The sequence below is a fragment of the Vandammella animalimorsus genome, assembly GCF_002285285.1.
In the GTDB taxonomy this organism is placed as follows: domain Bacteria; phylum Pseudomonadota; class Gammaproteobacteria; order Burkholderiales; family Burkholderiaceae_C; genus Lampropedia; species Lampropedia animalimorsus.
On the sequence record NZ_NSJF01000001.1, the window covers coordinates 433212 to 454960 of the forward strand.

A 21749-nucleotide genomic window follows, 5' to 3' on the forward strand; every position below is an offset into this window, starting at 1 on the left:
ACGCATCAGTGCTTGAGTGTGAGAAAGGCTTGTTCAGCCTGCAGCCGATGCAGTGGCCACATCGCCTTCTCGCTGCTGGGCTTGTTGCTGCTTGGAACGGTAGTCCTGCACAGCGGCCTTGATGGCGTCTTCGGCCAGGATGGAGCAATGCACCTTGACGGGCGGCAGGGCCAGCTCTTCGGCGATGACGCTGTTTTTCAAGGCGGCGGCCTCATCGAGGGTCTTGCCTTTGACCCATTCGGTCACCAGCGAGGAAGATGCAATGGCCGAGCCACAGCCATAGGTCTTGAAGCGGGCATCTTCGATGACGCCCGTTTGCGGGTTGACCTTGATTTGCAGCTTCATGACATCGCCGCATGCAGGCGCGCCCACCATGCCGGTGCCAACCGAGCTGTCGCCCTTGTCGAAGGAGCCGACGTTGCGGGGGTTTTCATAATGGTCGATGACTTTGTCAGAGTAGGCCATGGCAGGCTCCAGTATGTTTCATCTTGGGGGAATGGGGGCCGCGGAGGCATGCATGACGCCGATGCCGCTGCGCAGCCAAGGATTGCTTGAATGCGCGGCTCTTAATGCGCTGCCCATTGGATGGTGCTCAGATCGATCCCTTCCTGGTACATCTCCCACAGGGGGCTGAGCTCACGCAGGCGCGCGACATTCTCGCGGATGGTGGCGATGGCGTTGTCCACCTCTTCCTCGGTCGTGAAGCGCCCGAAAGTCATGCGCAGGCTGCTGTGCGCCAGCTCATCGCTGCGGCCCAAGGCGCGCAGCACGTAGCTGGGCTCCAGGCTGGCAGAGGTGCAGGCCGAGCCCGAAGACACGGCAATGCCCTTGATGCCCATGATCAGCGATTCGCCTTCGACGAAGTTGAAACTGATGTTGAGGTTGTGCGGCACGCGTTGCTGCAGGTCGCCATTGATGAAGACTTGCTCAATGTCGCTCAGGCCGTCGATCAGGCGTTTTTGCAGGCGTTGGGCATGGGCGTAGTCCTGCGCCATTTCTTCCTGGGCAATGCGATAAGCCTCGCCCATGCCGACGATCTGATGCGTTGCTAGGGTACCCGAGCGCATGCCACGCTCATGGCCGCCGCCGTGAATCTGGGCCTCCAACCGCACACGCGGCTTGCGCCGCACGTAAAGAGCGCCAATGCCTTTGGGGCCGTAAGATTTATGCGAGGCTAGGCTCATCAGGTCAATGGGCATGGTCTTCATGTCCAGCGCGATCTTGCCGGTAGCCTGTGCAGCATCGACGTGGAAAATCACGCCGCGCTGGCGACACATGGCGCCAATGGCATTTAGATCTTGAATGACGCCGATCTCATTGTTGACGGCCATGACGCTGAGCAAGGTGGTGTCGGGCCTGAAAGCCGCCTCCAGGGCCTGCAGATCCAGCAGGCCGTTTTCCTGCACATCAAGGTAGGTGACTTCAAATCCTTGACGCTCCATTTCACGCATGGTGTCCAGCACAGCTTTGTGCTCGGTCTTCACGGTGATCAGGTGCTTGCCCTTGCCTTTGTAGAAATGCGCCGCCCCCTTGATGGCCAGGTTGTCCGATTCGGTAGCGCCGCTGGTCCAAACGATTTCGCGAGGGTCGGCGCCGATCAGATCGGCCACTTGCTTGCGAGCCTTTTCGATGGCTTCTTCCGCCTCCCAGCCCCAGGCATGACTGCGCGAGGCCGCATTGCCAAAGTGTTCGGACAGCCAGGGAATCATGGCCTGCACGACACGCGGATCCACCGGTGTAGTGGCGCCGTAATCGAGGTAGATAGGCAGATGGGGAGTCATAGTGGGATTTGCTTATGGAGCATTAGAGCAGTCATCTGTGTCGTGAGCTGCTCATATATGCATGGATGTGATTACAGAGATTGCGAACGCGCTGGTGTTGCGAAAGCGTTTGGGCTGTCAGTTTGTACAACCTATGGGTGGGCCACCAGTCGAGCTATTGCCGGACTGCGGCTTAGGATTTGGCCAGTGCATTGCCCAGTGCGAAGACGGAATTGGGCGCATTGACGCGGATGGGTTTGACCACTGGGGCAGAGGAAATAGTGCGCCGTGCGGGGCCACGCTCTTCCACTTGTACCCCTTTGGCGATTTGGTCGTCCACGAGCTTTTTCAGGGTGACGGAATCAAGAAAGTCAACCATGCGCTGGTTCAGCGCCGTCCAGAGGTCGTGCGTCATGCAACGATGGCCCTCGCCCAAGCAGTTGCCTTTGCCGCCGCACTGGGTGGCATCAATGGGCTCATCGACGGAGACGATGATGTCGGCTACGGTAATTTCTTCTGCCTTGCGCGCCAGTGTGTATCCGCCGCCAGGGCCGCGTGTGGACTCCACCAACTGATGGCGGCGCAGTTTGCCAAAGAGCTGCTCCAGGTAGGACAGTGAAATCTGCTGGCGCTGGCTGATGGCCGCCAGTGTTACGGGGCCACTGCCTTCACGCAGTGCCAGATCGATCATGGCGGTGACGGCAAAACGGCCTTTGGTGGTCAAACGCATGGTGCGGCTCCTTTCCGTTGGTCTGCTTGCGGGCCACAAAGGCCGAGAGTGCAGGCAGAAGGTGAATGGATGGCGTGGGCCTCACGCAGTGGATGTATGTGGATGGCTTCAGGCCGCATCAGGCTTTTCGATGCATGGAAGCTACATACGGGATATTCCTAAGTGTAGCACAAGCCCTAGAATTTTTGTCGGGTAATCAATTTGGCCCGATTCAGGTCTGATCGCCCGGGCGCTGTGCAAAGTGCTGCGCCAACACGGCACAGACCATCAATTGGATCTGGTGGAACACCATGATGGGCAGCAGCATGCTGCCAATGGCCTGGCTGGCAAACAGCACCTGTGCCATGGGCACGCCTGTGGCCAGGCTTTTTTTCGAGGCTGCGAAAAGAATGGTGATTCGGTCTTCCATGTTGAAGCCTAGAGCCTTGCCAAGCATCCAGACCAGCACCAGCACCAGGGCCAGCAAGGCGCAGCAAAACACCAGCAGGGCTAGCAGGCTCATGGCAGGCACCTGGGCCCACAGCCCTTGATTAACGGCCTGGCTGAAGGCGGTGTAGACCACCAGCAGAATCGATGTTTGGTCGACGTTTTTGAGCCAATGTCGGTTGCGTGCCACCCAAGCGCCGATCCAGCGGCGAGCCCATTGGCCGGCGATGAAGGGGATGAGCAGTTGCTGGGTGATTTTCGCTATGGCATCGAGCGTGCTGGGCGCACTGTCACTGCCAGCGCCAATCAGCCAGAGCACCAGCAGCGGCGTGATGAAAATGCCAATCAGGCTGGAAGCCGCAGCGCTGCAGATGGCAGCCGGGATGTTGCCCCTGGCCAGTGAGGTGAAGGCAATGGCCGATTGCACCGTGGCTGGCAGGGCGCACAGGTAGAGCACGCCCAGGTACAGCTCGGCCCCAATCCAAGGGGCTACCAGGGGTTTGAGCGCCAGCCCCAGCAGTGGGAACAGCACAAAGGTGCAGGCAAACACCAGCAGATGCAAGCGCCAATGGGTGATGCCGGCCACGACCTCTTGGCGCGAGAGCTTGGCGCCATGCATGAAGAACAGCAGGGCAATGGCAGCGTGCGTCAGCCACTGGAAGGCGTGCTCAGCGCGCCCCTGCGCAGGCAGAAAGGTGGCCAGCAGCACGACGGCGATGAGAATCAGCGTGAAGGGGTCAAACAGAAGGCGGAGCAGGCGCGCGATCGGCATGGGCAGGCGCTTTTTCAGTCGGTAAAGCCACAGCCTGGTGCAGGGCAGGGCTGTGGCAGGGTACGTGGCGTGTGCGGGGGCGCGGCATTGGGCAGCACAGCCAGTGCTCACCGCCAATGGCGCCCCGTCAATGATTACAGCCAGTATTGGCGCACCAGCTCGCACATGGTGCGGGCGGCGCGGCCGCGGTGGCTGTATTGGTTCTTGGTGGCTTCGGGCAATTGGGCGAAAGTCTGACCCAGCTCGGGCAGCAGCAGCACCGGGTCAAAGCCAAAGCCCTGCTCGCCGCGCGGCTCGGGGGCAATGTGCACGGCCACTTTGCCCACGGCGATCAGGGGTTCAGGGTCTTGCGGCTGGCGCACGCCGACCAGTGTGCTGACCATGTAGGCGCTGCGATCGCTCAGATCGGCCATTTGTTCAAGCAAGGCGCGTACATTGTTGGCATCGCTTTTTGGGTAGCCGAACTGTTGGCAGTAGTGGGCCGTTTGCACGCCGGGCAGGCCGCCGAAGGCCTTGACGCACAAGCCCGCATCGTCGGCGATGGCCGGCAGGCCGGAATGCTGTGCGGCAAAGCGCGCCTTGGCCAGGGCGTTTTCGACGAAAGTCTGGAAAGGCTCCTCGGCCTCGCCGCTGAAGAGCTTGCCTTGGGCGACGATCTCCACCCCCAGCGGCGCAAACAGGGTTTGCAACTCGTGCAGCTTGCCTTGGTTGTTGGAGGCCAGAACGATGGTTTTCATGGGGCGGTGCTCAAAGGTAATGAGGGCAATCAGGCATTGCGCGGGGCCTGCAAGGCCTGTTTTTGCAGTGCGATCAAGCTGCGGATGCCTTGTGCGCCCAGCTCCAGCATCTGTTGCAGCTGCGCCTGGCTGAAGGTTTGGCCCTCAGCCGTACCTTGCAATTCGACGAAGTGGCCGCTTTCGGTCATGACGATGTTCATGTCCGTGTCGCAGGCCGAATCCTCTGCGTAGGCCAGATCGAGCAGTGCCTGTTCTTGCACGATGCCCACCGAGACGGCCGCCAGGGCCTGGCGGATGGGCGATTGCTGGATCAGGCCCTGTTCCAGCAGCCATTGCACGGCATCGCAAGCGGCCACATAGGCGCCGGTGATGGCGGCTGTGCGCGTGCCGCCATCGGCCTGCAGCACGTCGCAGTCCAGCTGCAGGGTGCGCTCGCCAAGCAGTTGCAGGTCGAAGACTGAGCGCAGCGCACGGCCAATCAGGCGCTGGATTTCTTGCGTGCGCCCGGTTTGCTTGCCTTTGGCCGCCTCGCGCGCGCCGCGCGTGTGGGTGGCGCGCGGCAGCATGCCGTACTCGGCCGTCACCCAGCCCTCACCAGAGCCTTTCTTGTGCGGCGGCACCCGCTCCTCGACCGAGGCCGTGCACAGCACTTGCGTGTTGCCAAAGCTGATCAGCACCGAGCCTTCGGCGTGCATGGTGTAGTGGCGCTGGATGTGCACGGGGCGCAGCGCGTTGCAGGCGCGGCCGTCGGCGCGCAGAAAAAGCGTGGAGGAAGTCATGGTGCGAGTGCAGATTGGGCCCATCCAGAATTCATGCAAGGGGATGATGGGCTTTGAGAGATGTTGCGGTATTTTTGGGGGCGGATGCCCAACGTCCGCCGCTATGGCCATCTGCCGATGGCGTGGCGCGAGCCGGTGCGCGAACCCCCCGCTATCTATCTGGCCATGTGCAATGGCTTGCCATGCGCACGTGGGATAGAGCGGCGGCCTCAGCTGCGGCGCAAGGCGCGGTTGATTTCGTTGAGGCTTTTTTCAATGTCCACGTCGTCGAGCAGGTCGCCGGAGATGGTGGTGGTGAACTCCTCCATGTCCGAGAAATCGTCGTTGATCTCGACCGCGCGGCTGGCCGTTTGCTTGCGCTCCTCCTGCCAATCGACGGCAATGATGGTGATGTTGTCGCTGGACTTGCCGGCGGTATAGAACGCCAGCTCGACCAACTCCGGCCCGGTGAGGGTGATGTCGCCGCCATTGAGTTTATTGACGATGGAGTCTTCGTCCAGCGGGCCCCAAAGGCCGTCCGAGCACAACAGGATGCGATCGTCCTTGTCCAGATTTTCCGGGCTGCTGAGGTCGTAGATGGGGCGCGCAGGCGAGCCCAGGCAGGTGAACAGCACGTTGCGGTTCATTTCCCCCATCTTGGTGAGCACGGATTCGCGCAGCTCTGAATAGGAGTGGTCGCGCGTGCGGGTCAGCAGCACGCCCTTGCGCGTGATGTACAAGCGCGAGTCGCCACAATGAATCCATTGGATCTCGCCGTTTTGCACCACAGCCGCGACCAAGGTGGTGCGTGGCGAGTCGGGCATGCCCTTGTCGATGGCATAGCGCAGGATTTGGCGGTGCGCCATCAGCAGGCCCGATTCGAGAAAGTGCGGCACATCGTCAATCGTGGGCAGAGCTTGCTTCTTGAACAGCGCGGCCATGGTCTGGATGGCAATTTGCGCCGCTGTTTCTCCCTCCGGGTGGCCCCCCATTCCATCTGCCAGCACGAATAAAGCGGCATCGCCCGTATGGCAATAGCCCATTCGGTCTTCGTTCTTCTTGCGGCCACCTTGATGGCTGGTTTGGAATACTGAGAATTTCATTGCGATGGTGGCACAGCGGCAGCAGCGGTGGGCTGGTGCGCGGGCATGCGCGATGGCCAAAACGGCGTATTGTCGCTGGTATTGGAGCCTTGTAGACGAGCACCCGAAGGGCAAACTGTGGTTTTCCCCGCTGGTCGGGGCGGCGCAGCCAACGATCGTTGCAGGCTCATTCCTCTTTCTTGCCGCCCACCAGTGAGCTCAGTTGCATGCGCACTTTCTCGCCCATGCTCATCTGGGAATAGCGCAGTTCAGTCTCGCGCGCCAGCTCCTTTTGCAGTGCAAACACCGACTGGGGGCGCGCCAGTGGGTCCAGCGCCATGCACCACTCGACGACTTGGATCAAATTGTCTGAATAAATACGCTTGACCCGGCTCAGCGACAGACTCAGGCGGTCTTTCTCGTTGCGCTGCGGCACATCGTTGGGCGGCACACCCAGCATGCAGGCATAGATGCAGGCGCCAATGGCGTAGATGTCCGTCCAGGGGCCCAGCGCGCCATCGCGCTTGTACATCTCCGGCGCGGCAAAGCCCGGCGTGTACATCGGGCGCACGAAATTACCCTCCTTGGAGAGCACCTCGCGCGCGGCGCCGAAGTCGATCATCACGGCCTTGTCGTCGTCGGTGATGAAGATATTGGCCGGCTTGATGTCCAGATGCAGCATCTTGTGCTGGTGCACGATGCGCAGGCCGCGCAGGATCTCGTCGAACAGCGAGCGGATGGTCGATTCCCTGAACACCTTGCGGCTGTCGGGGTTGCGCGCAGTGACGATGAACTCCTGCAGGGTTGAGCCCTCCAGATGGTTCATGACCATGTAGACGGTCTCGTTTTCGCGAAAGAAGTTCAGCACGCTGACCACCGAGTCGTGCGAGATCTGCGCCAGCGAGCGCCCTTCCTCGAAAAAGCTCTTGAGCCCCAGGCGGTACAGCGACATCTTCTCCGGCGCAACCTGCGGGATCAGCTGGCCAGGCTCACGCGTGACCAGCGACGAGGGCAGGTACTCCTTGATAGCCACCGGGTGGCCTTCGGGGTCAATGGCAAAGTACACCACGCCAAAGCCGCCCGAGGAAATGCGGTGCAGCAGCTGGTAGCCGCCCACTTTGGTGTTGGGCGGCAGCGGGGCGGGCTTGGTCTTTGGGGCGTTGGTGCTAGGGGCTGCTGGGGTGGCCATGGCGGTCTGCGGAAGTGGATGGCTGCAGGAGCTGCGGTGTGGTCGGTGATGGCACTTTGGCGGGCGAACCTACAGATGAATCAACCGGCGCCACGCACAGCGCGGCGCACCCCGATCGGTGCGCCTTGCCGCTTTGGCTTGCAGTTGTAACCTGTCGTGGCAAGGGCCATGGCAGGCTGGCATAGCCGCCTGCGGCAGCGGGGATAATAGTCGTTTTGTGCTTGCGCGCTCATGTGTGGCGTGCTGCGCGCAGGCGCTCCCGCGTAACGAACACCAACCATTGCAACAACATATGGCAGTCAACAGCATGACCGGCTACGCCTCGCTACAGCAGCAGCTGCAGCAGCAAGGCCAAGACATGGGTCTGGGAATGGAATTGCGCTCGGTCAACAGCCGGTTTTTGGATTTGGTGCTGAAAGTGCCCGAGGCCCTCAAGGCGCACGAGGCGCGCATCCGCCAATTGCTGACCGAGCACCTGGCGCGCGGCAAGGTCGAAGTGCGCATGACGCTGCGCCGCAGCGAAGCCGTGCGGCACGGCGCCTTGCAGGTCGAGGCTTTGCAGCGCCTGGCGCACAACCAGGCGCAGATCCAAAGCTGGTTTCCCGATGCGCGCAGCCTGTCGGTGGCTGAAATCCTGCAGCTGCAAGCGCAGCCGCAAGACGAGCGCGATGAGCACGAGCTGCTCTGGGACGAAGCCTGCGAGCAACTCGTGCTCGACGCCATTGCCAGCTTGCGCGAGGCCCGGCAGGCTGAAGGCGCGCGGCTGGCGCAGGGCCTGGCCGAGCGCACGCGCCAATTGCAGCACTGGGTGCGCCAGGCCGAGCCGTTGGTGCCGCAGGTCGTGGCGCAGCAGCAGCAGAAATTTCTTGATCGCTGGCATGAAGCACTCGCCCCCGCCCTGGAAGGCACAGCCGACGCCCCGCCAGCGCTGGATCGCAAGGAGCTGGAGCAAAGGGCCATGGCCGAGGCCACGGCCTTTGCCATGCGCGTGGACGTGGCCGAAGAACTCACCCGCCTGGAAGCCCACCTGCAGGAAGTGCTGACGCTGTTGGACAAGGGCGGCGTGATCGGCAAGCGCCTGGACTTTCTGATGCAAGAGCTGCACCGCGAGGCCAACACGCTGGGCAGCAAATCGCCCGTGCTCGAACTCAGCCGCATCAGCATGGAGATGAAGGTGCTGATCGAGCAAATGCGCGAGCAGGTGCAGAACATCGAGTGAATGGCGCTGGCCATGCACCTTGGCGATAGAGGATAGAGGGCTGCCCACCCAATTGCCTGGCAGCCCATCCACGGGCACAACCCAGAGAGACGCTGCCCCCAATGGGCGGCGCTGTCTCTCCATACCAATGAAAGGCAAGCGATGATGGACTTCTCGGCTGCCCAATGGGTATTGATCTGGATAGTGGCTGCTGCGGCCTACGTGGTGTTTGGCATCGCAGGCGTTGGCGTGGCGCAGTTAGCGAGACCGGTGCTGGAGCCTTTCATGCCTTTGTTGCGCATGGGGCCATTGCTGGCTGTGCTGGACTTTGGCGCTGCCGCAACCAATTTGCTGTGCGATGGCCGTCAGCGTGTGGACGTGACCGAACTCAAGCGCCTGCTGCCCTGGATGCTGCTCGGTTACGGCATGGGAGTGGTGGTGAGGTTCCAGGCCGGGGCCACGGTAACGCTGATGGTGGGCATTCTTGCCGTTGTCTATGCGCTGCATGCGCTGCTGCACCAGTAGGCGCACAAATCCTTTCCCGCCACGTTCGCCATGCTTTTTGGTCTAGGGCCTGTTCACACTATGCAAGGAGTCGCGAAGGCATGAAAAATCGCTCCGATCAAGGCGCACGTCGCAGGGCGTATGTCGATACGCCCAAGACGGGCAACGCCGAGCGGAGCGATTTTTCATGCCTTCCCGAAGGGTTGTGGCCTGTAGGGGCCGCCCACGGCGTTGGCAATCCTCGCAAGGCATCCAGCCTTGCTGCGGTTGCCGCCTTGTGCTCGGCCCCTGCAGGCCCCAACGCGATCTCCTTGCATAGTGTGAACAGGCCCTATTGAGCGGTGCGTTCAGCGCCTTGTTCGGTGGTGGTTTTGTGTACGCCGTTTACCTGGCGGGCCGTGTGGAGGACAAGGAATGCCTGCGCGCGACACAAAGCATGCTGATTGGCCTGTCTGCCCTGGGGCCGTTGCTGTTCTTCCTGCTGGCGGGTGCGTACCACGACAGCGGCCTGTTGCTGCTGGCCGCCGTGCTGCTGCCCGCCATGTGGGGCGGGCTTTGGCTGGGCCGCCATATCATGCTGCGCCTGACGCGCGAGCAGTTCCTGCGCATCCTGCACGGCATCGTGCTGGCCTCGGGCCTGGCATTGCTGGCGCGCTACTTTTTTTGAGGGCTCAAGAAGCGGCTGTTGACGCTGGCCCGTCCAGCGCCGCGCGGATGGGGCGCAGAAAGTCCTGGGCGGCGGCCACCACGCCTTCGGGCGGCTGGTTCTCGATCACCTGGATCAGGCGGCTGCCGATGACCACCGCATCGGCCACCTCGCCGATGGCGCGGGCGGTTTCCGCATCGCGAATGCCAAAGCCCACGCCCACGGGGATGTGCACGTGCTGGCGGATGCGCGGCAGCGCGGCCTGCACTTCGGCGGTGTTCAGGCTGGCCGCGCCGGTTACGCCCTTGAGCGAGACGTAATAGACGTAGCCGCTGGCCACCTGGGCCACCTGCTGCATGCGCGCCTCGGTGCTGGTGGGGGCGAGCAGGAAGATCAAATCCAGCCCGGCGGCTTTGAGCGCGGCGGCGAAGTCTGCGCATTCCTCGGGCGGGTAATCGACGATGAGCAGCCCGTCCACGCCCGCGGCGGCCGCATCGCGGATGAAGCTGCCCGCGCCGTGCTTCTGGTCGTAGCGCTCCACCGGGTTGGCGTAGCCCATCAGCACGACGGGGGTTTGCTGGTCCTGCGCGCGGAAGGCTTGCACCATGCCCAGCACCTTGGCCAGCCCCACGCCCAGCGCCAGCGCGCGCTCGCCCGCTTGCTGGATGACGGGGCCGTCGGCATTGGGGTCGGAAAAGGGCACACCCAGCTCGATCACGTCCGCCCCGGCGGCCACCATGCCGTGCATGAGGGCGGGGGTGATGTCGGCATAGGGAAAGCCAGCGGTGACGTAGGGAATGAGGGCAGTGCGGCCCTGCTGCTTGAGGGTGGTGAAGGTGGTTTGGATGCGGCTCATGGGGTGGTGATGGCGTTGGGTGGCGCGGGGCTTGCGCCGGGGTTGGGGGCTGGTTGCGCAGGTAGAGGGCTGCGCGCGACGTAGCGCCCGTAGAGCTGCGGCAATTGCTCGGCGGGGTGGTTGGTCAGCACGATGCGTTCCGTGCTGAAGCGGATTTGGCTGCTTTTGGGCTTGATCAATTCTTGCCACAGCGCCATGCCGGCCGTGGCGTCGCGCTGGGCGAACAGGGGGGGCAGGCGCTCCAGTTCTTCACGCAAATCGTGCATGGCGCGCTGGAAGACCGGGGCTTGCAAGGTGGCAAAAAACTGCGTGATCCGCTGCGGGGCGTCCGCCAGCAATTGAAAGCCGAAGTAGCGCTGCGCTGGCGCGAACAGCACCACGCCGACGTTGGCGAATTCTTCCGTCTCGACAAAGGGCATGAAGCGCGCGATGGCGTACAGGCAAAGCTCATTCATGGCGGTCAGGCGCTCCAGAAAGTCTGTGGGTCACGGCAGCGCGCCAGAATCTGCACGAATTCATCGCGCGTCCAGCAAGCGGCCAGGGTTTCTTCCGGATCGGTGAAATACCACGCTTGGGGGATGGCGTCCAGGGCGGCGGGCAGGCTGTCCAGCGCTGCGGCGAAGTCCGCACGCATGCGCTCGCGCGCCGCCTCATCGCGGCGCAAGGCGGCAAAGGCTTCGGCAAAGACGTGGGTGGACAAAAAGGCATCACGGGAAAAGTTGCGCTCGAACGCCAGGTTGTGATCGATCATGAGCAGGCTCCCGCCTTCGGCATGCGCGGCGGTGCGCCACAGCAGATTGGGGTTGCCGCCATGCGCACTCAGGCTGCGATCGCTGTTGCGCACCCACCAGTCGAAAGCGGCCACGCGCGCGGCCAGCCCCGAAGGCAAACGGCGGACATCGTGCAGGCTGAACTCGCGCGCCGGTTGCAGCGCCGAGCCAAAGCCCACGCCCGGCCCCAGCTCGCGCAGCCAGGGCAGCCCTGCCAGGGCATCGGGGATTTCGATCAGGCGAAAAGGGGCAATGGGCAAGCCCAGCGCGCGGGCCAGCCAGGCGGCCAGCCACTCGGCCACCAGCTCGCGCCTGGGCAGCGAGCGGTGCTTGACGAAGTAGCGCAGGCCGTCGTCCGCCTGGCACAGATAAGGCCGGGTCTTGCCCTGTTCGGCGCGGTAGACGACTTCCGTGACGGTGGCAGGCTTCATGGCAGGGGCGCCCTTGGTTTCGTCCCGTCTTGCCGCGCGCATTCAGCGCTGCTGGCCTTCGCTGCCTTGGGCCCCTTTGACCACATGCCCGCGCATGGAGGGCTGGTCGTAAAAATCCACGCCGTCCAGGTCGGCCACGGTGCCGATGTCCTTGTCGCCGCGGCCGGAGAGGCACACCAGGATGGCCTGCTCGGGCCGCATGGTGGGGGCGAGCTTCATGGCGTGGGCGAAGGCGTGGCTGGATTCCAGCGCGGGGATGATGCCCTCGGTGCGGCACAGGTGGTGGAAGGCGGCCAGGGCTTCGGCGTCGGTGATGCCCACGTATTCGGCGCGGCCCGTGTCTTTCAGCCAGGCGTGTTCGGGGCCGACGCCGGGGTAGTCCAGCCCGGCGCTGATGCTGTGGGTTTCGAGAATTTGGCCGTCGTCGTCTTGCAGCACGTAGGTGCGGTTGCCGTGCAGCACGCCGGGGCTGCCGCGTTGCAGGCTGGCCGAATGCTTGCCGCTGTCCAGCCCTTGGCCCGCAGCCTCTACGCCGATCAGGCGCGTGTTTTCATAAGGGATGTAGGGGTGGAAGATGCCCATGGCGTTGCTGCCGCCGCCCACGCAGGCGATCACCGCATCGGGCTGGGTGGCTGCCATGCGCTGCGCGGCCAGCATATCGGGCATTTGCGCCAGGCACTCGCGGCCGATGATGCTTTGGAAGTCGCGCACCATCATGGGGTAGGGGTGGGGGCCGGCGACGGTGCCGATGATGTAGAAGGTGTCGTCCACGTTCGCCACCCAATCGCGCATGGCTTCGTTGAGGGCGTCTTTCAGCGTTTTGCTGCCGGACTCTACCGGCACGACGGTGGCGCCCAGCAGCTTCATGCGATAGACGTTGGGCGACTGGCGTTTGACGTCTTCCGCGCCCATATAGACCACGCATTGCAGGCCGTAGCGCGCGCAGATGGTGGCGGTGGCCACGCCGTGCTGGCCCGCGCCGGTCTCGGCAATGATGCGCGGCTTGCCCATGCGCTTGGCCAGCATGGCCTGGCCGATGACGTTGTTGATCTTGTGCGCGCCGGTGTGGTTGAGGTCTTCGCGCTTGAGGTAAATCTGCGCGCCCCCCAGCTCGCGGCTGGTGCGCTCGGCGTGGTAGATGGGCGAGGGGCGGCCCACGTAATGCGCCAGCTCGCGCTGGAATTCGGCCTGGAAATCGGCGTCGTGCTGGTAGCGGGCGTAGGCGGCGGTCAGCTCGTCGATGGCGTAGGTCAGGGTTTCGCTGCTGAAGCGGCCGCCGTAAGGGCCGAAATGGCCCTGTTCGTTGGGCAGGGCGTATGGAGTGGTTGTGGTGGTCATCTTTCTCATCCTGAAATGGCCGCGCTTGCGTGCCAGGCGGGGCGCGATCGCCAGGCTTTCAGCCCTGGCTGGCATCGGCTTGCCGCACTGCGGCCATGAAATGCATCATCTTGCCGGCATCCTTGATGCCTTTGAGCGCTCGGCCATCGGGGCCGTCCTGCTCGATGCCGGAGCTCACATCGACGGCCAGCGACAGGCCGCGATGGCGCAGCTCAGCGATGCCATCGATCACATTTGATGGTGTGAGCCCACCACTTAAGACGAGGTGAGATGTGACGCTTGTTGGTAGAAGTGACCAATTGAATGTTTGCCCGCCGCCGCCGTAGCCCGTGACGTGGGCGTCCAGCAAAATGGCCTGGGCCTGTGAGAAACGACGGGCGAATTCTACGAGATCGAACGCCGCCCCGGCCCCGTCCGCTGCCACCGGAATGCGCGCGGCGCGCAGGTAGGGGTGGCGGCCTTGGTGGCTCAGGCGCTGGCAGTCCTCGGGCGTTTCATCGCCGTGAAATTGCAGCCAGGCGTGCGGCAGCAGGCCCAGGGCGGCATCGACTTCGGCCTGACTGGCATTGACGAACAGCAGCACGGGCGTGACAAAGGGCGGCAGGGCGCGCGCCAGCGCGGCGGCGCGCTCGGGCGTGACGTGGCGCGGGCTTTTGGGGTAGAGCACGAAGCCCACGGCATCGGCCCCGGCGGCCACGGCTGCGGCCACGTCTTGCTCGCGCGTGAGGCCGCAGAACTTGACGCGCGTGCGGGCGCTGGCGCGGGTGCTGGCTGGCGGTGTAGTGGTGGTCATGGCAGGCAGTGCTCCTGTGCGCTGCCCAGGGGGCCGCCGGGCAGAAAGTCGAGCAGGGCGCAGCTCTCAGGCAGGCCCCAGTGTGGCGCATAGCGCGGCCCGATGAAGTACAGCCCATCGGGCGAAAAGGTGGGCGCGGCAGCCGCACGCGAGCGCGCCTGCAGCACCTGCAGCATCCAGTGCGGGGCCTGCTGGCCTTGGCCGATGTGCAGCAGGCAGCCCATGATGTTGCGGATCATGTGGTGCAAAAAGGCATTGGCCTCGAACTCGAAGCGCCAGTAGCAACTGGGCACGGCGCGCTCGTCGGGCCCGGCTACGGGATGCTGCTGGCGCAGTGGCGTGGCGCTGATGCGGATGGCCTGCAGTTGCTTGATGGGGGTGTGCGATTGGCAGGCCGCGGCGCGGAAGGAGCTGAAATCGTGTTCGCCCAGCAAGTGGCTGGTGGCCTCGCGCATGGCCTGGCCGTCCAGTGGCAGAAACGTCCAGCCCACCCGGCCGGCATCGACGCTGGGGCGCACGGCCGATTGCAGCACCACATACACGTAGCGGCGGCTGAGGGCGTGGTTGCGCGCGTGAAAATGGCTTGGCACGCTGCGCGCCCATTGCACGGCAATGTCGCCGGGCAGGTAGCGGTTGGTGCCGCGCACCCAGGACATGGGCGTGCGCTGCACGGGCGAATCGAAATGCACGACTTGCATCAGCCCATGTACGCCGGCATCGGTGCGCCCGGCGCACAGGGTGGAGACGGGCTGGCCGATGAACTGCCGCAGGGCGTGTTCAAGCCGGTCTTGCACGGTCTGGCCATCGGGTTGGCTTTGCCAGCCGTGGTAGTGCTGGCCGTGGTAGCTGATGCCCAGGGCGATGCGGGGGGATTGATCCATGGCGGGACGGGGATATGGGCGCAGCGGGCAAATGGCCGCCATTGTGCCTGCTGCATTGGGCGCGGTTTTTGGACGCGGTTTTTCAGGCCTGCCAATGAGAAACGCCGAAGCATGCTTCGGCGTGTTCGTCATGGATGGCCACTGCTGCGGGCCTGGCAGCAGCCCGCAGCGCAGCCGGTCGGCAAAAGGTCTTTAGCCCAACTCTTTGAGCAGGGCCTGGGCCTTCTCCTTGAGCTCACCGTCGGCTTGCTCCAGCACTTCACGGGCCAGGGCCTGTGCGCCTTCGTTGTCGCCCAGCGCGCTGAACTCTTTGGCCAGCGCCAGCTTGGTGGCCAGAGGGTTATCGGCCACGGTGCCGCCATCTTGCAGATCCAGGTCGGCCAGCATGCTTTCCTCCTTGGTGCTGGTCTGCGGCGGGGCGTCGAACTGCAGATCCGACAGATCCAGATCCAGCGAAGGCGGGGGGGTGTCCTTGACGACTGGCCCCGCAGGCGCCAGGTCGGTGGGCAGATCCAGCAGCGGCGCAGTGGCTGGCGCAGTGACGGTAGAGACTGGCGCATCCAGATTGGGCAGTGAGCCAGAGGACAGGCCTGTGTCGCTATCGGCCGCAGGGCTGGCCGGGGGCATGGCGTTGAAATCCAGGTCCAGCGGCGCGGCTGCCGAATCCGATACGGGCAGCGCTGTCGTGGCCGAGGTGTTGAGGCTGTCCAGCGACAGATCCAGATCGCTCAACGGGGGCACGCCCGAGCTCATGCCTTGCCGGCTGTCGATGTCCAGGCCGGTTTGCTTGGTCGATGGCGATTGCGAGGAGCTTTGGAAGTCAAAGTCCAGACCGGACAGTGGCCCGAAGCCCGAGAGGATGCTGGAATCGGCCCCAGCGTTGGGGTCGGCCAGAGGCGTCTGGGCCACGGCTGTCTGGTACAGGGCGTTGGCAGGATCGAGGGTGCGGCCAATTTCTGCGACCTTGATCCAATCGGCGCCCGATTGCTGAGTCAGGCGGGCAATCTCATTGGCTTTGGCCTCGAAAGCGACCTTGTCCTGGCGCGAGGCATAGATTTCCGCCAGGCGCACCTTGATGGCGGCGCGTGTCGGATTGTTGACCTCGGCTTCCTTGAGCACTTCCTCGGCTTGCTGATCGCGGCCGTAGGCCAGCAGCACATCGGCTTCGAGCACAGGGTCGCCTTCGCCCGTGGCGTCGATCTGGCTGGGCGAGTAGGACATGGAAGACACGCCCGTGGACATGCCAGTCGTGCCGGACTTGGTCATGGCGCTGTCGGCGTGCTCATGGTCGGCATGCCCGACGTCGTTCTTGGAGCCGCTGGCAAAGAAGGAATCGGGGATGTTGCCGCTGTTTTCATAGACGACATCGCCCTCGCCACGGTTGCGGCGGTAGCGGTAGAAGCCGTAGCCCAGCAGCAAGGCCAACAGGCCGCCGCCCAGGTAAGGCAGGTAGGGCATGTAGTCGTCCAGCAAGCTGGTCTCTGGCGGAGGCGGCGGGGGAGGCGGCGGGGGCGCGACCGGCTCGGCAGGCTCCACAGGCGGAACGATGGGCGCTTGCGCATCGGGCATGACTTCCTGGGTGCCAGCCATGCCGCTGTCGCCAGCGTCAGCAGGCGCCGGGGTGGGCTCTTGCGGCAGCGCAATGGGTGGCTGGGCCTCGACCGGGATGCCCACGCCGCTGTCGGCACTGGGCGCGGCGCTGGCGCTGGCGCTGGCATCGCTGCTGGCAGCGGGGCTGCTGCTGGACGATTGCTTGTTGGCCTCGTCCAGCAGGCGCTGCATCTCCTCGATCTTGCTGGCGTTGTCCTCCGCCTCTTTCTTGCGCGCGGCGTCTTCCTCACGCTGGCGTTGTGCGGCAATGCGCTCCTCTTCGGCCTTGCGTGCAGCATCTGCCTGGGGCTGGGTCAGCACCAGGGTGTCAGGCTGTGGCGGGGGCGCTACAACTGGCGGGGCCGTGACCTGGCCGCTGGTCGTGTCCTTCGGTTGGGGCGCCACGCGTGCGGCAGGCGCGCGGTGGGCGATGCGGCCACGGTATTGGTTGAAATTGCGTGTCTGTGCGGAGATGAGGCGCCGCGCCTCCTTGGCGGAAACGGACTGGGCCTCGCCGGCATCAGGGATTTCCAGCGTGACGCCTGCACGCAGCAGGTTGACGTTGCCCTGGATGAAGGCGTGCGGGTTGGCGCGCTGCAAGGCCACCAGCATCTGATCGAGCGAAACGTTGGCTGGCAGATTGCGCCGTGCAATGGCGCCGGCCGTATCGCCACGGCGGGTAGTGACCGAGCCGGAGCGGGCGCTGCTGGGGGTGTGCTGCGCCATCGGCGCCGGGGCTCGGGTGCGGGTGACGGCAGTCGGTGCGGCGGCGACAGGCGCAGCCACCGGGGCGGGGATGGTGGCTGATACGCGGCGGCGCGACGTGGCGCTGCCGCTGCTCACATGGCCTTTGCTGCGCATCCATTCCTGGGCGCGCTGGTAGGAGGTGCTGGGCTGGCCGCTGGCAGCCACGGGCGCGGGCTCGAACGCGGGCAGTGCGCCGGTCTGGCTGGGCACGGCGCCGGCTTGGGCCGTTTGCACGGCAGGGGCGGCGCGTGTGCTGGTTGGCGGGTCGAGCAGCAGGGCGTAACTGCGCACGGCATTGCCGCCATTCCAGGTGGTGCTGAGCACCAGATCCAGGAAGGGCTCGTTCACCGGCGCGGAAGTGCTCAGCTGCAACACGGCGCTGCCATCGGCGCGGCGCTGCAGCTTGACTTTGAGCTGCGTCATGATGGCCGAGTAGTTCGCACCGTGGGCATTGAAAACGTCGGGCGATGCGGGATTGGCTTGCAGCGACTCGGCCTCATCCCTGGTCAGGTTGGTGACGGGGATAGTGGCGCGCAGCGGTTCGCCCAAGTGCGATTGCACACGAATCTGCCCCAGGGTCAATGCCCAGGCATTGGAGCCATGCAAACCTGCGGCAAGCAATGCTGCGGCGGTCAGAACGGAGTGTTTCCAGTGGTGCGTGTATGCCATGTGCTTCTTTTTAATAAATGTAAGAAAGGATTGGTGCTTTGGCGCACTGTGCCGGCCATTTATAAGAAAGCCAAAGCGCTGCGCAATGCCGCCTCACGCGGCGAAAATGCACCAGAATGCCGATGGAAGATAGCAGCAATGAATTTCACTGACAAGGAAATTCATGGCGCAATGCTGTTACGATTGAAAACATTTTGTGCCATGTTGCCTGATGGCAACGCTGCGCCTGGGCATCAGTCAAATCAGCAGCTTGCGCCCATCTTTTGAGAGCCTGTTCAAAATTTCGATGCGAGTGGACAGAAAGCGGTTTGGGCTGGGGGCAAGGCGCCCCATTGAGCCCATGCCATTCGGCTTGGCCGGGGAGGCCTCCTGGCGGGGCGTTTGCAACGCCGAAGAACAACCCAATCCACTGCATTGCCCCATGCCGAGATTTTGACCAGCCTTTGCAAGGCTGTAGCAGTTCAGCTTTGGCCGGGCGCAGGGGGGGCGCCCATCAAGATGCCTCAATCAATGCGTGCGCCCGCAGCCTGGACGATGCCTTGGTAGCGTTGGCGCTCGGTCTCGATGAAGTGCTTGAATTGCTCTGGGCTGGCCGTGAAAGGGGTGGCCGACAGCGCCTGCAGCTGGCTGCGCAGCGCAGGCGATTGCAGTGCCTGGGTAACGGCCTGATTCAGCGTGCGGACTTGCTCGACCGGGGTGCCGGCTGGGGCCACCAGGCCCCACCAGGTGTCCACGGCAAAGCCCGGCAGGCTCTGGGCCATGGGCGGCACGCCCGGCAGCAACTCGCTGGCTTCGAGCGTGGTCACAGCCAGCGCGATGAGCTTGCCCGAGCGGATGTTGGCCGAAGCTGCGGCCAAGTTGTCGAAGTTGAAATCCACCTCTTGCGACAGCAGCGCCAGCTGCGCCGGGCTGGCGCCGTTGTAAGGCACGTGCACGGCGTCGAGTTCGCCCATGCGCTTGAACAGCTCGCCGGCCAGATGCCCGGCGCTGCCGTTGCCGCCGCTGCCGTAGTTCAGCTTGCCGGGATTTTTGCGGCCGTAGGCGATGAGGTCTTGCAGCGAGCCAATGTTCAGCGCCTTGGCGCGCTGGGCATTCATGACCAGCACATTGGGCACGCGGGCGATGGGGCTGACGGGCTCGAAAGCGCTCTGCGCGTCGTAGGGCATCTGCGCGTACAGCCAGGGATTGATGGCCAGCGTGGCCACGGCGCCCACGCCCAGGGTCTTGCCATCGGCCGCGCTGCGCGCCACCTGGCCCAGGCCGATGTTGCCGCCAGCGCCGGGGCGGTTGTGCACGATGGTGGGGCCAATGGCGTCTTTCAGGGCATCGGCCAGGGCGCGCGCCGAAATGTCCAGCGGCCCGCCTGGGGCGTAAGGCACGACGATGGCAGTGGCTTCTTGTTGGCGCGCTGGCGCAGCGTTGTTCTGGGCCTGGGCCAGGCCGGCAGTGCTCAGCAGGCCCAGGCTGCACAGCAGTGCGGGCAGAAGTTTGGCAAGACGCATGGGGTTCTCCTGGATGGGGTGGGCAAAGTTTGGGCGATGGCGGGCCGGCTCAGGGCGTGGCTTCGGCCAGGTCGGCCGCCGTGGTGAAGGCATCGGCGTAGAAATGCTCGGGCGGCAGGCCGCGCTGCTGGGTGTAGCTCTGGCGGGCGCTCTCGACCACGATCGGTGCGCCGCAGGCATAGACCTCGAAGCCGCTGAGATCATCGAAGTCGTCGAGCACGGCCTGGTGCACGAAGCCGGTGCGGCCCTGCCAGTCATCCTCGGGCAGGGCGTCGGACACTACAGGCACGTAGCGCAGCTGCGGCATGGCAGGCAGCAGCTGCTGCAGCCAGTCGTGCAGGTACAAATCCGCAGGCCGCCGCCCGCCCCAGTAGAAATGCACCGGGCGTGTGATGTGCCGGTGCTGGATGTGCTCGAGGATGGCCTTGATGGGCGCAAAACCGGTGCCGGAAGCCAGCAGGATGATGGGGCGATCAGAGTCTTCACGCAGATAAAAGCTGCCGAACGGCCCTTCGATGCGCAGCACCTCCTTTTCCTTCATCTGCGAGAAGACGTGATCGGTGAACAGCCCGCCGGGGAAGTGGCGAATGTGCAGCTCCAGGCGCGGCGCGACGCTTTGCTCGTGCGGTGCGATGGCGATCGAGTAGGCGCGCCGGGCGCCGTCCTTGAGCAGAAACTCGACGTACTGCCCGGCGTGGTATTCAAAGCGCTGCATGGCCGGCAGCTGCAGCGTCAGCTGCATCACATCATGGCTGCGCTGTTGCAGCGCCTGCACGCGCACGGGCAGCTTGCGGATCGGGAAGGCATCGGCCTGGGTGACCTGGCGCGACTCCAGCACCAGGGGCTCTTGCGCCTGCGCCCGGCAGGTGAGGATGTAGCCCTCGGCCTTTTCCTCATCACTCAGCGCCTTGCTGGCGTAGGGCAGCATGTGCACCTGGCCCTGCAGCAGCTTGCATTTGCAGGAGCCGCAGGCCCCATCCTTGCAGCCGTAGGGCAGGCCCACGCCCTGGCGGATGGCAGCGTTGAGGACGGATTCATCGGCAGCGACGTCAAAGCGCCGGGCACTGGGCAGCACGGTCACGTGCAGCGCAGAGGAAGCAGTGGTGGTGTTCATCGTTGCGGAAAAGGCCAGGGCAGACGCGCTACCATGGCCGGTTTTGTGCAAACCATGGATGGGAAAGGCCGCATTGTGCCCTTGATTTCACCAAGGAATATCCGGATGGCGCGCATGGCCGGTGGTGGGGCCGCGCAGCCCTGCAGCAGCTTGGCAGCTCGGCCAGGCAGGCCGGCAGGCAAGGGGCGCAGTGGCGCGCTGCCGGCGCGCTTCAGGCAGGAGAGGGTGCTGGTGATCGGCTGCGGCGACGTGGGCATGCGCCTGGCGCGCCTGCAGGGCCGCAATGGGCGCTGGCTGGTGCTGACATCCAGCCCCGGGCGCTGCGGCCAGTTGCGCCAACTGGGCCTGCAGCCGCTGCTGGGCAACCTCGACCAGCCGGCCACGCTGCGCCGCCTGGCCGGGCTGGCCACGCGCCTGGTGTACCTGGCGCCGCCGCCTGCGGCAGGCACCCTGGGCGATCCGCGCAGCCTGGCGCTGTGCCGCAGCCTGCGCCGCAGCCTGCGCCTGCCGCGCTCGGTGGTCTATGTCTCGACCACGGGGGTGTACGGCGATTGCCAGGGTCAGTGGGTGGCCGAGAGCCGCCCCACGGCGCCGGCCAGCGCCCAGGCGCGGCGGCGCGTGGCCGCCGAGGCGCAATGGCGCAGCCTCCTGCGGCAATCACACCAAGGCCAGCGCGTGCGTGTGGCGCTGCTGCGTGCGCCGGGCATTTACGCCATTGGCCGCCCCCACGGCGACCCACGCCAGCGTTTGCAGGACGGCGAGCCCGTGCTGCAGGACCGCCAGGACGTCTATATCAACCGCATCCATGCCGACGATCTGGCGCGCGCCTGCTGGCTGGCCCTGTGGCGGGCGCGGCCAGGGCGCATCTTCAACGCCTGCGATGACACTCAGCTCAAGCTGGGCGAATACCTGGACGAGGCCGCCCGCCGCCTGGGCCTGCCGCCACCGCCGCGCATCACGCGCGCCGAGGCCGAACGGATCTTCAGCGACACCAAAATGCGCTTTCTGCGCGAATCGCGCCGGCTGCGCAACCAGCGTATCAAGGCCGAGTTGCGCCTGCAATGGCGCTATCCCACCGTGTGGGATGGGCTGGCCCCGCTATGGACGGCGGCAGGCGCGGCCGGTGCGCCTGGCGGCGCGTAGACAGGCGCTGCATAACACGCTCTAGAGGTTGTTGAGATTCAGTATTGCGGCGGTGTTTTCGGTCAAAACCCGCAACTGCCGCCTTGAAAACGCCTGCAAGGTGTCCAGGCCTT

General features: G+C 64.6%; 22 protein-coding genes. 5 read left to right on the forward strand and 17 right to left on the reverse strand.

Annotated elements, in window-relative coordinates:
• Positions 1-33 precede the first annotated feature (33 nt).
• The 8 genes from iscU to CK620_RS01880 all read right to left on the reverse strand — a co-directional run bounded on the left by iscU (position 34) and on the right by CK620_RS01880 (position 7454).
• Positions 34-465: a Fe-S cluster assembly scaffold IscU gene (gene iscU, locus CK620_RS01845; protein ID WP_095548848.1), complete on the reverse strand. Its 432-nt coding sequence runs from the start codon at positions 463-465 to the stop codon at positions 34-36.
• A 101-nt stretch (positions 466-566) separates the two neighbouring features.
• Positions 567-1781 (reverse strand): IscS subfamily cysteine desulfurase, encoded by a 1215-nt coding sequence (locus CK620_RS01850; RefSeq protein WP_095541265.1) that lies wholly within the window; start codon positions 1779-1781, stop codon positions 567-569.
• 172 nt (positions 1782-1953) lie between these two features.
• Positions 1954-2490: a Fe-S cluster assembly transcriptional regulator IscR gene (iscR, locus tag CK620_RS01855; protein WP_095541266.1), complete on the reverse strand. Its 537-nt coding sequence runs from the start codon at positions 2488-2490 to the stop codon at positions 1954-1956.
• Positions 2491-2701: 211 nt separating this feature from the next.
• Positions 2702-3682 (reverse strand): bile acid:sodium symporter family protein, encoded by a 981-nt coding sequence (locus tag CK620_RS01860; protein ID WP_095549102.1) that lies wholly within the window; start codon positions 3680-3682, stop codon positions 2702-2704.
• Positions 3683-3822: 140 nt separating this feature from the next.
• A complete protein-coding gene (gene rdgB, locus CK620_RS01865) occupies positions 3823-4425 on the reverse strand; it encodes an RdgB/HAM1 family non-canonical purine NTP pyrophosphatase (protein ID WP_095548849.1) in 603 nt (200 codons plus the stop codon).
• A 29-nt stretch (positions 4426-4454) separates the two neighbouring features.
• Entirely contained in the window at positions 4455-5204 is a 750-nt protein-coding gene (gene rph / locus CK620_RS01870) for a ribonuclease PH (RefSeq protein WP_095549103.1), read from the reverse strand.
• Positions 5205-5413: 209 nt separating this feature from the next.
• Positions 5414-6286 carry a PP2C family protein-serine/threonine phosphatase gene (locus tag CK620_RS01875; protein ID WP_095548850.1) on the reverse strand — a complete coding sequence of 291 codons (873 nt, stop codon included), beginning with the start codon at positions 6284-6286 and terminating at the stop codon, positions 5414-5416.
• A gap of 166 nt (positions 6287-6452) precedes the next feature.
• Entirely contained in the window at positions 6453-7454 is a 1002-nt protein-coding gene (locus CK620_RS01880; protein WP_095548851.1) for a serine/threonine protein kinase, read from the reverse strand.
• 292 nt (positions 7455-7746) lie between these two features.
• On the opposite strand from CK620_RS01880, the gene CK620_RS01885 reads away from it, so the two are divergent.
• From CK620_RS01885 to CK620_RS01895, 3 genes are all read left to right on the forward strand, one after another.
• Positions 7747-8673: a YicC/YloC family endoribonuclease gene (locus CK620_RS01885; RefSeq protein WP_095548852.1), complete on the forward strand. Its 927-nt coding sequence runs from the start codon at positions 7747-7749 to the stop codon at positions 8671-8673.
• A gap of 144 nt (positions 8674-8817) precedes the next feature.
• Complete coding sequence (locus CK620_RS01890; protein WP_143325868.1) at positions 8818-9177, forward strand: hypothetical protein; 360 nt, start codon at positions 8818-8820, stop codon at positions 9175-9177.
• A 313-nt stretch (positions 9178-9490) separates the two neighbouring features.
• Entirely contained in the window at positions 9491-9823 is a 333-nt protein-coding gene (locus CK620_RS01895) for a TSUP family transporter (RefSeq protein ID WP_095548854.1), read from the forward strand.
• A 4-nt stretch (positions 9824-9827) separates the two neighbouring features.
• On the opposite strand, the gene trpA is transcribed toward CK620_RS01895, so the two are convergent.
• The 7 genes from trpA to CK620_RS01930 form a co-directional block, all read right to left on the reverse strand.
• On the reverse strand, positions 9828-10658 hold the full coding sequence (gene trpA / locus CK620_RS01900; RefSeq protein WP_095548855.1) for a tryptophan synthase subunit alpha: 831 nt from the start codon (positions 10656-10658) through the stop codon (positions 9828-9830).
• Positions 10655-11113, reverse strand: coding sequence for a DUF3037 domain-containing protein (locus CK620_RS01905; RefSeq protein ID WP_095548856.1), 459 nt, complete (start codon positions 11111-11113; stop codon positions 10655-10657). Before CK620_RS01905 ends, trpA begins: the two co-directional genes overlap by 4 nt.
• Positions 11114-11118: 5 nt before the next feature.
• Positions 11119-11859, reverse strand: a complete 741-nt coding sequence (locus CK620_RS01910; protein ID WP_095548857.1) for a HipA family kinase — start codon at positions 11857-11859, stop codon at positions 11119-11121.
• A gap of 42 nt (positions 11860-11901) precedes the next feature.
• Positions 11902-13197 carry a tryptophan synthase subunit beta gene (gene trpB, locus CK620_RS01915; protein WP_095549104.1) on the reverse strand — a complete coding sequence of 432 codons (1296 nt, stop codon included), beginning with the start codon at positions 13195-13197 and terminating at the stop codon, positions 11902-11904.
• A 58-nt stretch (positions 13198-13255) separates the two neighbouring features.
• Entirely contained in the window at positions 13256-13990 is a 735-nt protein-coding gene (locus CK620_RS01920; RefSeq protein WP_095548858.1) for a phosphoribosylanthranilate isomerase, read from the reverse strand.
• Positions 13987-14871: a tRNA pseudouridine(38-40) synthase TruA gene (gene truA, locus CK620_RS01925; protein WP_095548859.1), complete on the reverse strand. Its 885-nt coding sequence runs from the start codon at positions 14869-14871 to the stop codon at positions 13987-13989. Before truA ends, CK620_RS01920 begins: the two co-directional genes overlap by 4 nt.
• A gap of 192 nt (positions 14872-15063) precedes the next feature.
• Positions 15064-17877 (reverse strand): motility hub landmark protein FimV, encoded by a 2814-nt coding sequence (locus CK620_RS01930; RefSeq protein ID WP_095548860.1) that lies wholly within the window; start codon positions 17875-17877, stop codon positions 15064-15066.
• Here CK620_RS01930 and CK620_RS13970 point away from each other — a divergent pair.
• Positions 17809-18144, forward strand: coding sequence for a hypothetical protein (locus CK620_RS13970; RefSeq protein ID WP_179290542.1), 336 nt, complete (start codon positions 17809-17811; stop codon positions 18142-18144). The genes CK620_RS01930 and CK620_RS13970 overlap by 69 nt on opposite strands.
• Positions 18145-18380: 236 nt before the next feature.
• Here the strand turns inward: CK620_RS13970 and CK620_RS01935 are convergent, their stop codons facing one another.
• Both CK620_RS01935 and CK620_RS01940 read right to left on the reverse strand, forming a co-directional pair.
• Positions 18381-19379, reverse strand: a complete 999-nt coding sequence (locus CK620_RS01935) for a Bug family tripartite tricarboxylate transporter substrate binding protein (protein WP_095548861.1) — start codon at positions 19377-19379, stop codon at positions 18381-18383.
• Positions 19380-19428: 49 nt separating this feature from the next.
• Complete coding sequence (locus CK620_RS01940) at positions 19429-20493, reverse strand: CDP-6-deoxy-delta-3,4-glucoseen reductase (RefSeq protein WP_095548862.1); 1065 nt, start codon at positions 20491-20493, stop codon at positions 19429-19431.
• A gap of 114 nt (positions 20494-20607) precedes the next feature.
• Here CK620_RS01940 and CK620_RS01945 point away from each other — a divergent pair, with 114 nt between their 5' ends.
• Complete coding sequence (locus CK620_RS01945; RefSeq protein WP_420894198.1) at positions 20608-21636, forward strand: SDR family oxidoreductase; 1029 nt, start codon at positions 20608-20610, stop codon at positions 21634-21636.
• The last annotated feature ends 113 nt before the right edge of the window (positions 21637-21749 follow it).